The sequence below is a fragment of the Testudinibacter sp. 'clade 2' genome (assembly GCF_006227735.1).
Lineage (GTDB): Bacteria > Pseudomonadota > Gammaproteobacteria > Enterobacterales > Pasteurellaceae > Chelonobacter.
In genome coordinates this window covers 1-14113 of the sequence record NZ_VDHB01000195.1, presented here as the reverse complement: position 1 = coordinate 14113, position 14113 = coordinate 1, and the positions used below count along the sequence as shown (strand labels likewise).

The 14113-nt window shown below is 44.5% G+C and carries 13 protein-coding genes; 10 read left to right on the top strand and 3 right to left on the bottom strand.

What is annotated here, in order from left to right:
* Positions 1-61: 61 nt before the first annotated feature.
* From FHQ30_RS12460 to FHQ30_RS12425, 8 genes are all read left to right on the top strand, one after another.
* Positions 62-436: a YacL family protein gene (locus tag FHQ30_RS12460; RefSeq protein ID WP_139610425.1), complete on the top strand. Its 375-nt coding sequence runs from the start codon at positions 62-64 to the stop codon at positions 434-436.
* A gap of 341 nt (positions 437-777) precedes the next feature.
* On the top strand, positions 778-2052 hold the full coding sequence (locus tag FHQ30_RS12455; protein WP_139610424.1) for an HAAAP family serine/threonine permease: 1275 nt from the start codon (positions 778-780) through the stop codon (positions 2050-2052).
* A gap of 93 nt (positions 2053-2145) precedes the next feature.
* Entirely contained in the window at positions 2146-3513 is a 1368-nt protein-coding gene (locus FHQ30_RS12450; protein WP_139610423.1) for an L-serine ammonia-lyase, read from the top strand.
* 224 nt (positions 3514-3737) lie between these two features.
* Positions 3738-4742 carry a 50S ribosomal protein L3 N(5)-glutamine methyltransferase gene (gene prmB, locus FHQ30_RS12445; RefSeq protein ID WP_139610422.1) on the top strand — a complete coding sequence of 335 codons (1005 nt, stop codon included), beginning with the start codon at positions 3738-3740 and terminating at the stop codon, positions 4740-4742.
* 64 nt (positions 4743-4806) lie between these two features.
* Positions 4807-5529 carry a hypothetical protein gene (locus FHQ30_RS12440; protein ID WP_139610421.1) on the top strand — a complete coding sequence of 241 codons (723 nt, stop codon included), beginning with the start codon at positions 4807-4809 and terminating at the stop codon, positions 5527-5529.
* A complete protein-coding gene (locus tag FHQ30_RS12435) occupies positions 5526-6092 on the top strand; it encodes a septation protein A (protein ID WP_139610420.1) in 567 nt (188 codons plus the stop codon). Before FHQ30_RS12440 ends, FHQ30_RS12435 begins: the two co-directional genes overlap by 4 nt.
* Positions 6093-6095: 3 nt before the next feature.
* The gene (gene yciA, locus FHQ30_RS12430; RefSeq protein ID WP_139610419.1) at positions 6096-6593 is read left to right on the top strand and encodes an acyl-CoA thioester hydrolase YciA; all 498 of its coding nucleotides are present in this window, start codon (positions 6096-6098) and stop codon (positions 6591-6593) included.
* Positions 6594-6605: 12 nt separating this feature from the next.
* Positions 6606-6902, top strand: coding sequence for a YciI family protein (locus FHQ30_RS12425; protein WP_139610418.1), 297 nt, complete (start codon positions 6606-6608; stop codon positions 6900-6902).
* A gap of 166 nt (positions 6903-7068) precedes the next feature.
* Here the strand turns inward: FHQ30_RS12425 and FHQ30_RS12420 are convergent, their stop codons facing one another.
* Positions 7069-7701 (bottom strand): OmpW family outer membrane protein, encoded by a 633-nt coding sequence (locus FHQ30_RS12420; protein ID WP_139610417.1) that lies wholly within the window; start codon positions 7699-7701, stop codon positions 7069-7071.
* A 400-nt stretch (positions 7702-8101) separates the two neighbouring features.
* Here FHQ30_RS12420 and FHQ30_RS12415 point away from each other — a divergent pair, with 400 nt between their 5' ends.
* Both FHQ30_RS12415 and FHQ30_RS12410 read left to right on the top strand, forming a co-directional pair.
* On the top strand, positions 8102-10153 hold the full coding sequence (locus FHQ30_RS12415; RefSeq protein ID WP_139610416.1) for a capsule polysaccharide biogenesis protein: 2052 nt from the start codon (positions 8102-8104) through the stop codon (positions 10151-10153).
* Positions 10154-10232: 79 nt separating this feature from the next.
* On the top strand, positions 10233-11465 hold the full coding sequence (locus tag FHQ30_RS12410) for a capsule polysaccharide biogenesis protein (protein ID WP_139610415.1): 1233 nt from the start codon (positions 10233-10235) through the stop codon (positions 11463-11465).
* An 18-nt stretch (positions 11466-11483) separates the two neighbouring features.
* On the opposite strand, the gene FHQ30_RS12405 is transcribed toward FHQ30_RS12410, so the two are convergent.
* Complete coding sequence (locus FHQ30_RS12405; protein WP_139610414.1) at positions 11484-12962, bottom strand: surface lipoprotein assembly modifier; 1479 nt, start codon at positions 12960-12962, stop codon at positions 11484-11486.
* A gap of 107 nt (positions 12963-13069) precedes the next feature.
* Positions 13070-14113 (bottom strand): transferrin-binding protein-like solute binding protein (locus FHQ30_RS13315; protein ID WP_176552777.1); only part of this gene is annotated, 1044 nt, incomplete at its 5' end.

The window sequence follows — 14113 nt, the reverse complement described above, 5'->3', positions numbered from 1 at the left end:
AGATCAACAGACCCTATAAACAAACATCTACAAACCCTAACTTAACATAAGATATAACATTATGGATTTTCAATTTACCTGCGACTATCTTGGCAAACCTTTAGTACGTTGTAGCATGGATCACGAAGCGGTTGCCGCTTGGATTAATAGCGAAATTGATGGCGATTGGGCAAAGCTCGATGCTGTTTTAAACATCATTGAACAAGCAAAACAACATGCCACACCGCACTTTGAACAGCGCCTTGAAGGTCGTGAGTTTTTTATTGCCGTCAATGCCGAAGAAGTGATGGTGCAAGCCAATAATTTGAGCTTAGCCTGTGATGATATGATAGAGGACGGTTTTGGCTATTACGATCAAGAAAGTTTGGCATTCTGCGGGCTGGAAGATTTTGAACGACTGCTGCTGCAATATCGGGATTTTATCAAAATAAAATAGCGTTAATGCTATCAAAGCGAGAAAGTATTTTATTTTGCGTCGTGTTCCACACTACCCTTTCTCGATAAGCATAAAATCAATCATTTTTCAAGACCAGAATGATACATTAGTTAAAAAATAAACAATTTTTCATTATTGAGTATAAAATAATCATTATTTTTAACAATTTTTGAAACATATTTAACCAAAATAAATTTATATTGTTGCCAAGATCACAAATTCAAAATTCCGCATTTGTATTTAATACCGCACTTCACTACTATTCGCGCCGTTGTAGAATAACTCTACCGTTCAAACGGATTACGTTGATTGAAATTAATCTCAAACAAGGATAATAAAAAATGGATATAAGTGCTATTAAAGCCGACCAAGCCAGCGCAAAGAAATGGAATAAATTTGATTGTGCTTGGGTATTGAACCTTTTTGGAACTGCCGTCGGCGCCGGCGTTCTGTTTTTGCCGATCAACGCCGGTATGGGCGGGTTCTGGCCGTTAGTCGTGATGGCGGTGATCGTCGGTCCGATGACCTATTTGGCACACCGTGGCTTAAGCCGTTTTGTGCTCTCTTCCAAAAATCCCGGCAGCGACATCACTGAAGTGGTGGAAGAACACTTTGGCAACACCGCCGGAAAATTGATAACACTATTGTATTTCTTCGCTATTTTCCCGATTTTGTTGATCTATGGTGTCGGGATCACCAATACCGTCATCTCCTTTATGGAAAATCAACTAATGATGACGGCTCCGCCACGGGCTATTTTGTCAGTGATGTTGATCGCTGCCTTGATTGCAGTGATGTTGATGGGCGAAAAATTCATGTTGAAAGTCACTGAATGGCTGGTGTATCCATTGGTGTTGATCCTGTTTGCATTGTCGTTATATCTGATTCCGGAATGGAATACCTCTGCGCTGCAACAAATCCCGACTACTCAGGCCTTTTTGGGCACCTTATGGTTGACGATTCCGGTATTAGTCTTTTCTTTCAACCACTCGCCTGCTATCTCTGCTTTTAGCTTGTCGCAACAACGGGAGTATAAAGACTTCGCCAGCACCGAACAACACACCGGCAAGGTGCTGCGTGGCACTTCCGGGTTATTACTGGTTTTTGTCATGTTGTTTGTGTTTAGCTGTGTTTTAAGTCTGACGCCGGAAGATCTGGTGTTAGCCAAACAACAAAACATCTCTATTCTGTCATTCTTAGCCAATAAATTTGATAATCCGTATATCTCTTATTTCGGTCCATTGGTGGCCTTCTTAGCGATCACCAGCTCGTTCTTCGGTCACTATTTGGGCGCTCGTGAAGGTTTGGCAGGTTTGATTGTCAAAATGAATCGTGATGCCGGCAAAACCGCCATCAATCAGAAAAAACTGAACTATGGCACCGCACTTTTCTTCCTGATTTCACTGTGGATTGTGGCAACCATCAACCCAAGTATTTTAGGCTTAATCGAGTCGTTAGGCGGTCCGATTATTGCCATGATTCTGTTTATTATGCCGATGTATGCGATTCGCAAAGTGCCTGCGATGCAGCGCTATCGTGGAAAATTCAGCAATGCTTTTGTTACCGTCATGGGATTGATCGCGATTTCAGCCATTGTTTATGTCCTTTTCCGCTAACTAAAATCGGAGTATAATCGTCATTTAACAAACCTCCGCTTAACTCGCTTTAGGCGGAGGTTTCTGCATAATAAGAACAAGATTAGGTATTCTATGATTAGTGTGTTTGATATTTTTAAAATCGGTATCGGTCCGTCCAGTTCGCATACCGTCGGACCGATGAAAGCCGGAAAACAATTCCTTGACGAATTGGCACAACAACAACTGTTGGATAAAACCGATCAAATTAAAGTCGATGTTTACGGCTCACTGTCACTGACCGGTCGTGGACACAGCACCGACACTGCCGTAATTATGGGGTTGGCGGGCTATTTGCCGGAAAATGTCGATATTGAAGGAATTCCCGGATTTATCGACAATCTGAAACAAACCGCACTTTTGAATATTGCCTGCGGACAATATCAGGTTAAATTTGATGTGGAAAAAGATTTGCTGTTTCAGCGTCACTTTTTGCCCTTGCACGAAAACGGCATGACCATTCGGGCACTGCGCCAAGGCGAAGTAATCTACTCACAAACCTATTACTCGATTGGTGGCGGCTTTATCGTTGATGAAGCACATTTTAACCAAGTGGAAGACAACCCGATTCAAGTTCCTTTCCCTTACCGCAATGCCGCCGATATTCTGCAACATTGTAAAGACAACGGGCTATCAATCGCTGGTTTAATGCTAAAAAACGAAATTGCACTGCACGGCAAAAGTGCGGTCAACGACTATCTGCAACGTATCTGGCAAACCATGTGGGACTGTATGCAACGCGGTTTGAATACCGAAGGGCTGCTGCCTGGGCCATTGAAAGTCACACGCCGTGCCACCGCACTTCGGCATATGCTGGAGTCTAACAATAGTCTGTCGAACGATCCGATGAAGATTATCGACTGGGTGAATATGTTTGCGTTGGCAATCAACGAAGAGAATGCCGCTGGTGGACGCGTGGTGACCGCACCAACCAACGGTGCTTGTGGCATTGTTCCGGCGGTGTTGGCGTATTATCAGCAATTTATTGCGCCATTGACCGAGGAGACGATTTCGCGCTATCTACTGACCGCAGGGATTATCGGTTCGCTGTATAAAATGAATGCCTCGATTTCCGGCGCAGAAGTTGGCTGTCAAGGCGAAGTCGGTGTTGCCTGTTCGATGGCTTCAGCAGGTTTGACCGAAATTTTGGGCGGCACGCCGGATCAAGTCTGCATTGCGGCGGAAATCGGGATGGAGCACAATTTGGGCTTGACCTGCGACCCGGTCAACGGACAAGTGCAAGTGCCGTGCATCGAACGCAATGCGATTGCGTCAGTCAAAGCAATCAACGCCAGCCGCATGGCACTGCGCCGCACCAGCAGCCCGTCGGTCAGTCTGGATAAAGTGATCGAAACCATGTATGAAACCGGCAAAGACATGAACTCCAAATACCGCGAAACCTCCACCGGCGGCTTAGCGATCAAAATCCTGCCTTGCGATTAAGCTGCTGATGAACAACCGTAGCCCAATCTTTCAATCGGCTACGGTTTTTCTTTGCGGTTTTTCTTTGGGGGTTGTTAAGAAGCCGCCATTTAAGCAAAAAACACTATTGCTCTCTTTTTAAACAAAACAAACACTTCCTCAGTCAAAGCCGATACGCTTTATGCAAAGCAGCGATAAATATGGTATAACTAGGCAATGATATTGTTTTATAAGGTACTCAATTTATGTCCGAAAAGATCAACTACAACCCCGAATTAGTCGAAGAAATGCAGCTTTCTTCCAGTCTGGAAGATCTCAAAACCATCCAAGATTTTCTGCGTTGGATGTACAGCTATTTTAATGCGTCCGATATTTTTTATGGACACGGGCAAGATAACGCTTGGGACGAGGCGGTGCAATTGACGTTGTCGGTGCTGCACCTGCCGCAAGATGTGCCGACCGCACTTTACAGCTCCAACCTGACTTATTATGAAAAACAAAAATTGTTCCATGCGGCAATTCAACGGGTCGGCACTCGCACCCCAATCGCTTATTTAACCCACAATGCGTGGTTTTGTGGGCTGGAGTTTTATGTGGACGAACGGGTCATTATTCCACGCTCACCGATCGGCGAATTGATTCAAGATGGTTTCACCGGCTTATTGAAAGACGAACCGAAACGCATTTTGGATATGTGCACCGGCAGTGGCTGCATTGCCGTTGCCTGCGCTGCAAGATTCCCACAGGCAGAAATCGACGCCATCGATCTTTCTCCCGATGCGCTACAAGTGACCGAAATCAATATCGAACGACATAATGCGCTGCACCGTGTGTTCCCGATTCAATCCGATCTGTTTTCTGCCTTACCACCGGATCAATACAACCTGATCGTCTCTAATCCGCCCTATGTCGATGAAGAAGATCTGCAACAAATGCCGGCAGAATTTTATCATGAACCAACAATGGCACTGGAAGCCGGACAGGACGGTTTAATTCTGGTGAAACGCATTTTGGCGCAAGCGGCAGATTATTTAACCGATAATGGTGTTTTGGTGTGCGAAGTCGGCAACAGCATGGTGCATTTGATCGAACAATTTCCGACTGTCGCCTTTAACTGGATTCAATTTAAACAAGGTGGTGATGGTGTGTTCTCGCTGACTAAAGCGCAACTGCTCGCCAATGCGGCACTGTTTGAAGCCTATAAATCGTCGACTTTCCATCATCAGCAACCGGACAGCAAGTTCGGATAGAGAGTGAGTTTGCTGGAGATAATTGCTATAATCACTACCGTTTTTTCTTGTTGCAGGACGTTTTATGCCCGTTAATTTTATTAAAATCTTCCAAGACAGTTGGAATTTCATTCTGAACCAACGCCAAATGGCGCTGTTTTTTCTGCTATTGTTGGTTATTGATAATGTATTTTTCCGTTATTTACTCAATGGTGTCGATCCCCAATCAGAAGGCGGCGGCAGCACTTTTTTGATGTTGACCGTTGCCGGACAAGTGGTCAATTCGTTGTTGATCCTGTGGTTTCTCAGCATGATTACCTTTATCAGCCAGCAAAAACCTGCCAATCTCAGCAATGCCTTTACCTATGCGGTGAAGAAAACGCCGATCTTTTTATTACTGAATTTTCTGATCGTGATGCCTTTTAGTTTGGCAGCGGCCAGCTATGTCGCTACCGGTGGTGGATCGCTATTCGCCCTGCCTTCGGTGCTGATCGGTTGCTATCTGTTTATTCGTTTATGTCTGGCGCCTTACTCCTATGTGTTGGAAAACAGCACATTCTCCCAAGCCTTGAAGCTGGTCTGGCTGAATGGCAGCGGCAAACGTATCCTGCCACTGTTTTTGTTCAGCTTATTGGTCTATCTGATCCCACTGATTATCACCTTGCAATTAGCACCGTTAGCCAGCTCGATAGTAATGACGCTGATTGTTGCTGCCGTCAGCGCTTCGATCAGCCTGTTTACACTGGTGTTTACCTATCGCTTCTACCAGCTGTTTATTGATAAAAATATCCTACGGAAGTTTCAATGAAACAATTACTCGAATTTATCCCTTTAATTCTGTTTTTTGCCGCGTATAAACTTTACGGCATTCAGGCCGGCGCAGTCACTTTGATTGCCGCCACCGTCGTTCAGATGGTTTTGCTGAAGCTCAAATTCGGCGGCATTGAAAAACAGCAAAAAATCATGGCCGCAGCGGTAATTTTCTTCGGGCTATTGACGGTCTATTTCAATGATCTGGAATTTTTGAAATGGAAAGTCACCATCGTTTACGCTATTTTTGCCCTTGCGCTGCTGATCAGCCAATACGGTTTCAAAAAACCCTTGGTCAAAAGTCTGTTAGGCAAAGAGATCAGCTTGCCGCAAACCGTGTGGAATAACCTTAACTTAGGTTGGGCGCTGTTTTTCGTGCTGTGTATGTTGGTAAATCTGTATATCAGCCACTATATGTCTGACGATGCTTGGGCAACCTTTAAAGTTTTCGGTGTCATTGGCATGACTTTAGTTGCCACCGTGATCACCGGCGTTTATCTGTACCGTCATTTGCCGAAAGATCAGCAAGCACACAACACTAATCATCAGGATCAAGAATAAATTATGGGACACGAATTTGTTGAAACCGCACTTGGTGCGAATCCGGGACGGGTATCGAAAGGGCGACTGCTGCTGCGTACCCTTGCGATGCCCTCCGATACCAACGCCAACGGTGATATTTTTGGTGGCTGGATTATGTCGCAAATGGATATCGGCGGTGCAATTATGGCGAAAGAAATCGCTCAAGGGCGCGTGGTCACGGTATCAGTCGATAAAATTAATTTTATTCGTCCGGTGTCGGTCGGCGATGTGATCTGCTGTTACGGGCGCTGCATCAAAGTTGGCAACAGCTCGTTGAAAATCGAAGTCGAAGTTTGGGTTAAAAAGGTTTCGACTGAACCGTTTAACGAGCGTTATTGCGTGACCGATGCAGTGTTTACCTTTGTTGCGATTGACCAAAACGGTCGTCCGAAAGCCATTCCGAAAGAGAATAATGCCGAATTGGATAAAGCGATGTTTGAATTACAAGAATATTATCAACTGCAAAGCGGGAATAAATAAAGGAGAAAAATCATGTATTACGTTATTTTTGCACAAGACAAACCCGGCACACTGCAACAACGCTTAGCCGTGCGGGACCAACATTTGGCGCGTCTGACCGCACTGCAAAATGAAGATCGTCTGCTAGTCGCTGGCCCAAACCCAGCTATTGACGATGAAAATCCAGGCGAAGCCGGTTTCAGCGGTTCTACCGTGATTGCACGTTTCGACAGTTTGCAGCAGGCGCAGCAGTGGGCAGCGGCTGATCCCTATGTTGCTGCCGGTGTATATGGCGACGTGATTGTCAAACCGTTTAAACGTGTATTCTAGGGTCTGTTGATCTTTGTTTATAATTTGAGCTATAGACCCTAAACCGCACTTTGCAATAACCTATTTTACACGCAAACAAAAATACAGGTTTTGCCCCCGATGAAGCAAAACCTGTACTTTAAAAGTGCGGTTCTACCAATGTTCTTTTGGCAGAAACCCCGCAAAATTAGAATTTATAACCTAAACCGATGAAGTAAACCATTGGATCAAGGGTCACATCAGCTCTTTGTTCTTCGCCCCCTAATTTAAAGGTAGCTTTAGTTTTAATTTTTGCATACCAAACCGAGGTATTCAGATATAAATTATCGGTTAAACCGATATCCACCCCGGCATTGACAATTGCGCCCCAAGAGTCTTTCAATTTTAGATCGGTAACGCCTGCCAATATCTCTTTTTCACTAAAGAAGGTAGTATAGTTGATACCTGCACCCAAGTATGGACGGGCTTTGGCGTCTTTATCCAAAAAGTAGTATTGCAGATATAAACTTGGTGGCAAATGCTTAACTTTCGCCGTTTTTCCATATACAGGTAATGATAGCTCATGACTAAAAGGTGTTGCTGCCAATAACTCAACTCCTATATTATCAGTAATCATATAGGTTCCTGTTAACCCTAATTGTGCATTGCTATTTACATTAAAATCATATTGTAACGTATTCCCAGCATGATTTTTAGTCGATGCATCAGGCACGACCAAAATCGGACCACCACGCACAATCACATCACCAGCTTGATGTGCCAACGCCGACCCACTCACTAATACTGCTGCCGCAACTAATGCTAACGTTGTTTTTTTCATTTTGGATTCCTCTATAAATGGTTACTTTATAATTTTACTTTCGGTCTGTGCCGGAAGTGTCACCACTATACCCATAATTAGGTACGCAAACTGTGACCTAAATCAAATTTAAATTTTTTAATAAAAATAAAATATTGATTTACGCTTTTGCTAACAGGCCATTAACAACCAAACCTTTTGATCTAGCCCCAAAACACCATAAATTTGTGCATTTTTTATACTTAGATAAGATTATTCACTTTAACTATAAGATGATAAAGCAATTATATTTGCGTCAGATGAATTGAAACTGCTGACAGATTCAGCAAACCACTCTGACTATCCTTGACCACAACACTACTGCTTTACTCCATTCGCTGTGATAAACTATTAACCATTATCATCAACTCTATAAGTGTCTATGAAACCCAAATCCCTGATTTTTTCCCGTGGCATTTTAGCGATACCGCACTTGCACTCTTTTTTGCCAGATGTTGAAATGGTGACAAAAAGTTTTTTGGGGTCTCCACAAGTAGATCAAGTTTTGGGGTGGGGATTTCGCCCTTCAACTCAGAAAGCACGTGGCTATGCAGCAAAGCACCAATTGCCCTATGTTGCACTGGAAGATGGTTTTTTGCGTTCGTTGGGGCTGGGTGTACAGGGCTATGCGCCGTTTTCAATGGTGGTTGATGATCTTGGGATTTATTATGCTACAGAAAAATCTTCGCGACTTGAGCAGTTAATTTTGGATAAGTCAGCTGATGATGGATTATTGCAACAAGCCGAAACCGCACTTGAGTTGATTTGTGGTTATCAACTCTCCAAATATAATCACGCACCAGATTTCGTACCACCTATAACAAGTAAAGACATTGTGCTGGTGATCGATCAAACCTTCGGTGATATGGCGGTGAAATATGGGCAAGCTGATGCAGCCAGTTTTCAAGATATGCTGCAAAGTGCGGTTACGGAAAATCCCGATGCGGAAATTTGGGTGAAAACCCACCCTGATGTGATCAGTGGCAAAAAGAAAGGTTATCTGACCGCACTTTCTACTGAGTTTTCTCAAGTGCGGTTGTTGGCGCAAGATATTAGTCCACTTTCATTGCTGAAACAGGTAGATAAAGTCTATTGTGTCACTTCACAAATGGGATTCGAGGCGCTATTGGTCGGCAAACCGGTGGTGACATTTGGTGTGCCGTGGTTTGCCGGTTGGCGGTTAACCGACGATCGCCATCCTCAAATTCGCATTTTGCAACAACAGCAACGCCGTGCCGACCGCACTTTATTACAGCTGTTTGCCGCCGCTTATTTGCAATACAGCCGTTATATTAATCCGAACAACGGGGAAGTTGGAACAATTTTTGAGGTGATTGATTATCTGCATCAAGCAACATTATTAAATCAACGATTGCGTGGTCATCTTTATTGTATCGGCATGTCACTCTGGAAAAGAGCGGTGATCAAACCGTTTTTTCGTTTTCCCGGCTGCCGATTACATTTCGTATCTTCGCTGGATAAACTGCGCAAAATACCCCTGAAGAAAGAGAGTCGCCTGTTAATCTGGAGCCAGGGCAAACCTGAATTATTGGCCTATGCCGAACAACAACAGATTCCGCTTTTGCGCATGGAAGACGGCTTTATCCGCTCAGTCGGGCTCGGCTCCAATTTGGTGGCGCCGCTTTCGTTGGTGATCGATGATTTAGGTATCTATTTTAATGCCCAATCGCCTTCTCGCTTAGAGGATATTCTGCAAACCCAAGCGTTTTCCGAACAGGATTTGCACAGCGCTGAGCAGCTGCGACAGCACTTAATTGCGGCTAATATCGGCAAATATAATATCGGTGATACGGAATTTAGCCTCGATAGCCACAATAAAAAATCGATTTTAGTGCCGGGGCAAGTGGAAGATGATGCTTCAATTCGCTTTGGTTCGCCGCAAATAAAAAGTAATCTTGAATTATTACAACAAGTGCGGTTAAATAACCCCGATGCTTATATTGTTTATAAACCGCATCCCGATGTATTGAGTGGCAACCGTGTCGGCGCAATAAAATCCGAGATGGCGTTGCAATATGCTGATAAAATTGTTGAAAATATAAATATTTTACAGTGTATTCAACAAGTTGATGAAGTGCATACGATGACATCGCTCGCTGGTTTTGAAGCACTGTTGCGGCATAAAACCGTACATTGCTACGGATTGCCGTTTTATGCCAATTGGGGGCTAACCTTTGATCATTTATCGCTGGCAAGGCGTCAGCGAAAGTTGAATTTGGCACAGCTTATTTCAGGGGTGCTAGTGTATTATCCACAATATGTTGCACCCAATAGTGGCAAGATGATTGATGTTCAAACTGCGATTGATATATTACAACAACAAAAAAATCAGCTGCAAGGGAACGGGTTGCAACGGCATTGGATGAAAAAACAGCTAACGAAGCTAAAACATCTTTATTTAACCCTAAAATAAGTTGTTGAAATTCTTTTTTTGCCTTAGGGTCTGTGGATATTTGATAAGATAATTGAAATAATCATGATGTTGGAGTTTTATGCTTAGCCATAACTTAGATGATTTAATCACGTCTACCGAGCGTATCCTTTTGTTGCAAGGACCCATTGGGCATTTTTTTCAAAATTTTGCGCAATGGTTACAATCTCAAGGTAAAACGGTATATAAAATCAACTTCAATGCGGGCGATGAATATTTTTATCCGAATACACTCGAAAATACTTTTGCCTATCGTGATTCGCTTGAACAATTTTCTGGTTATTTAACCCGTTTTTGCCGTGAACATCAAATCGATGCCTTAGTCTGTTTTGGTGACAATCGGCATTACCACAAAATTGCCAAAAAAATCGCTACTGCATCCAAGTTGTCGTTTTGGGTGTTTGAAGAGGGCTATTTCCGCCCGGATTACATCACGTTGGAAAAAGACGGCGTCAATGCCTTTTCAACCATTCCACACGAAGCTGATTTTTTTATCCATCGTTGTCCGCAAGCGGTCGAACCACCGAAACCACAAAAAGTGGCACAAGGCTTTATTCCAATGGCAAAACTGGCAATCAGCTATTATCGCAAGGCGTATTTAAACCGAGCGCAATATCCGCACTATCGCCATCACCGTATTCTCAACGTGTTGTATTACATTAAATTATGGCTGATTTCAGGGATTAAGCGATTCAGTTATATGATTCGCGATCACTCCTTCGCCAAAAAAGTGGAGCAAGGGCGTTTTGGTGATTTCTATATTCTGCCATTGCAAGTGTATGACGATAGCCAAATAAACGTGCACAGTGACTATAGCAGCGTAGCACAATTTCTGCGTGAAGTGCTGGACTCCTTTGCCCAAACAGCACCGGATAATTTAAGTTTGATCGTGAAACACCATCCGATGGATCGCGGCTTTATTGATTACCAACAGGTGATCAATGAATATAAAGCTCGTTATCCCCATTTAAACACTCGCTTATATTACATTCACGATGTGCCGATGCCGGTTTTCTTGCGTTATGGCAAAGGCATGGTCACCCTGAATAGCACCAGCGGCATTTCCGCCCTACTTCACGCGATGCCGGTTATCACCTTGGGGCGTGCGCACTACAATATTCCCGGTTTAACCTATCAGGGAAAATTGGACAATTTTTGGCATACCCCCGGAAAACCCAATATGAAACTGTTCTCTGCCTATCGCCGTTTTCACCTTAACAAAACCCAGCTGAACGGCAGTTTTTATAACCGGGTGATTTTGCGTTATCCGTATTATCCACAAAACGCAGGCTGATTTCTGTTCCTTGCTCCCCTAAAATTCTTTAGAGAACGTCAACCGCACTTGCTTATTTTGATTGGTATGAATCGGAATAGTCGAGCGGTTGTCGCTGTAATGAAACGATAAACGCGGCGAAAAGCCTCGCCATGACCAGTCACGCTTTAAAATATCGGCACTCACATTCCAGCGTTTATCTTGGCGCTGAGTGCGAAAAAACGGATCGGCAGCAAGATAACGAGTTGTGGTATAAGACAAATGTCCGCCGAGCGTCAGTTGTTGAAAATCAAAATGGTGCCGAATGCCAGTTTGCCAACTCAACGTGCGGTAAGCGTAGCTCTTTTCCGCAGCCTGATTGAAGCCTTGCTGCACACCCCAATAGTAACTGGTGCGACCTTGCGCAAGATGGATTAGTTTTGCTGTTGCCCAATGTTGCCAGCCACGCATATAGTCAAACTGCGGACGGTAGTGTAGCTGCTGTGACTCCCACGATAGCGCAAGTCGCCAATCCGGCTGGATACGCCAGCTATAGTCCAAACGCAACACACCACCGTGGTATAACCCTTTATGTTGATACAGCACATGGTGTCCGCCCAGTGCAACATCCAGCGAGTGTCGTTGCTGTGTGCCGAAACTACGCCCCAGCATCAAGCGACTGACTGTTTGATCATTATATTTATTCGGAAAATCCGAATGCTGCAACGCACCGCTAACAAACCATTGATATTGCTGTCCGAAACGTTTTTCAGCGTTAATTCCCCATTGCACCCCAAGCCCACGCTTTGCCTTGCTGGACTCAGTCAAAAAATATTCTTTGCCGTCTAGGATAAAAGATTGGCGGCTACTGCCCTGATTAATATTACTACTTGGTACCAGTGAAAAATGGAAGTTCAAATAGGTGGTTTGATCTTTGAGGTGTTGCAATCTTGAAAACACATTATTTTCCACCGCTTGCGGTAACTTTTGACTCAGCGCCAGATTAAATTGGTATTCTGCCGCTTTAATATCACCGGATTTTGCCAGCGCATTTGCCAGTTCTAAACGTGGGCGGTGTAAACTGCTGTCAATTGCCAACATCTTGCGGTAATAGCTGACCGCACTTTGCCATGCTTGCTGCTGCTCGGCAATCTGTCCCGCCAAAAACAGCCCATGCAGAGACGGAGGTACATGGTTTAATAGCGGTGCCAATGCCTGTTGCGCTGCCTTCCACTCGCCTTTTTTCATCTGCTGTAATACTGTCGGCAAAATGTGTTGTTCTAATTTCAAGAGCTGTTGTGTTGGTGCTGCTGTTGGTACCGCACTTAGTGTCGGCACGCTGTTGTCATGTTGATATTGCTGCGGTTCCGGTAAAGTGTCGAGTTGGTAAGTTGGAACATTTTGTTGATTGAGTGTCGATAATTCAGCCGCTGTCGCAGGGATAGCGCCGATAAAAAGTGCGGTAACCCAAAGTGCGGTCAAAAATCTGTTGTTACGCCAATCATAAAACAGGGCATAAAAAATTGAGGATAAACACATAATCCTATCCAATTGAAATATAAAAATTAAATGTTGCCAGCGATTTAGAGGGGCAATGCCCCTCAAGTGCTCAGCTACTTTGTGGCTGTAAAGCTGAAAGTGCGGTTTTATTCGCGTCTGGCACCAAAACCACCTAGATAGTTTTCGGTTTTATCTGCATTGCTGACCCCAAACACGCCGCCGGCTTCATCGGCTTGCGGACCGTAGAAACGACCATCAACTTGCCCGCTCATGGTTTTATCCGCGGTTTGAATATTGCCTTTGAAGGTGCCGCTGCCATTGTTCCAAGCGGCTTTGCCGGACAGATCTAAATGATCAGCAGCCGTTGCTTGATCATTTTCCCAGGTGTACGTTTTGGTGTTGCTGGTAGCAAACTCCAGCTCACGTTTGCCGAAATCGGCTTTAATCGTCACATCGGAGGTGATCAAATCAACAGAGGAATCCTTATGATTACTTCCACTGGAAATGCCTTTATACTCTGCGCTACCTTTAGTCGGCAATTCCGCTGCTGTGGTTTGTTGTCCCAGACTTTGATAGACAGATTCCGCTTCAATAGTACCGGTCGCCTTGAATTTGCCGTAAGTCTGGTAGTTCCAGTTTGCCACCGCCGGATCACGGAAAAAGTAAGCCGGACTTGCGTTACTGCTGTAAACCGCACCATATTGTCCACCGGCTTTCAATCCCGCATCGTAGATGTCTTCGGCATCGACTATCCGATATTCGGTTACACGATCGATTTTCTCACCGACTTTATGGCTAAAAACCTGATAGGGTCTACTGTCACCGGTCAAAATCGCAGCCAACTTCCCCTCTTCGTTATAAAAAACTTTTCGAATACCGGCAAAATTCTGTCCTTCACCCACTTTTTTCACGCCATACTCCACTCGCAGGGTTGACTCATTATCCACTGTGCTTTTATGTAACCGCACAATTGGTGAGGTATATTCGTTATACGCAAAATCTTTCGGTAAGAACTCACCAGCCTTCGGCGTGTTTTTATTCGCCGCCGGTAACGGTGCCACAGGTCCTTCCAGTTCTGGCTGCGGATTAGGTTCCGGTGTCGGCTCTGGCGTTGGAGTCGGCTCCGGTACCGGAATGGGTTCAGGCACTGGGATTGGTTCTGGTACCGGAACAGGGGTCGGGGTCGGGGT

Coding starts and splice junctions, on each gene's coding strand:
- FHQ30_RS12405 (WP_139610414.1), bottom strand. CDS start 12,962: ATGTGTTTATCCTCAATTTTTTATGCCCTGTTTTATGATTGGCGTAAC.
- FHQ30_RS12440 (WP_139610421.1), top strand. CDS start 4,807: ATGCCCGTTAATTTTATTAAAATCTTCCAAGACAGTTGGAATTTCATT.
- FHQ30_RS12455 (WP_139610424.1), top strand. CDS start 778: ATGGATATAAGTGCTATTAAAGCCGACCAAGCCAGCGCAAAGAAATGG.
- FHQ30_RS12420 (WP_139610417.1), bottom strand. CDS start 7,701: ATGAAAAAAACAACGTTAGCATTAGTTGCGGCAGCAGTATTAGTGAGT.
- yciA (WP_139610419.1), top strand. CDS start 6,096: ATGGGACACGAATTTGTTGAAACCGCACTTGGTGCGAATCCGGGACGG.
- FHQ30_RS12460 (WP_139610425.1), top strand. CDS start 62: ATGGATTTTCAATTTACCTGCGACTATCTTGGCAAACCTTTAGTACGT.
- prmB (WP_139610422.1), top strand. CDS start 3,738: ATGTCCGAAAAGATCAACTACAACCCCGAATTAGTCGAAGAAATGCAG.
- FHQ30_RS12435 (WP_139610420.1), top strand. CDS start 5,526: ATGAAACAATTACTCGAATTTATCCCTTTAATTCTGTTTTTTGCCGCG.
- FHQ30_RS12410 (WP_139610415.1), top strand. CDS start 10,233: ATGCTTAGCCATAACTTAGATGATTTAATCACGTCTACCGAGCGTATC.
- FHQ30_RS12425 (WP_139610418.1), top strand. CDS start 6,606: ATGTATTACGTTATTTTTGCACAAGACAAACCCGGCACACTGCAACAA.
- FHQ30_RS12450 (WP_139610423.1), top strand. CDS start 2,146: ATGATTAGTGTGTTTGATATTTTTAAAATCGGTATCGGTCCGTCCAGT.
- FHQ30_RS12415 (WP_139610416.1), top strand. CDS start 8,102: ATGAAACCCAAATCCCTGATTTTTTCCCGTGGCATTTTAGCGATACCG.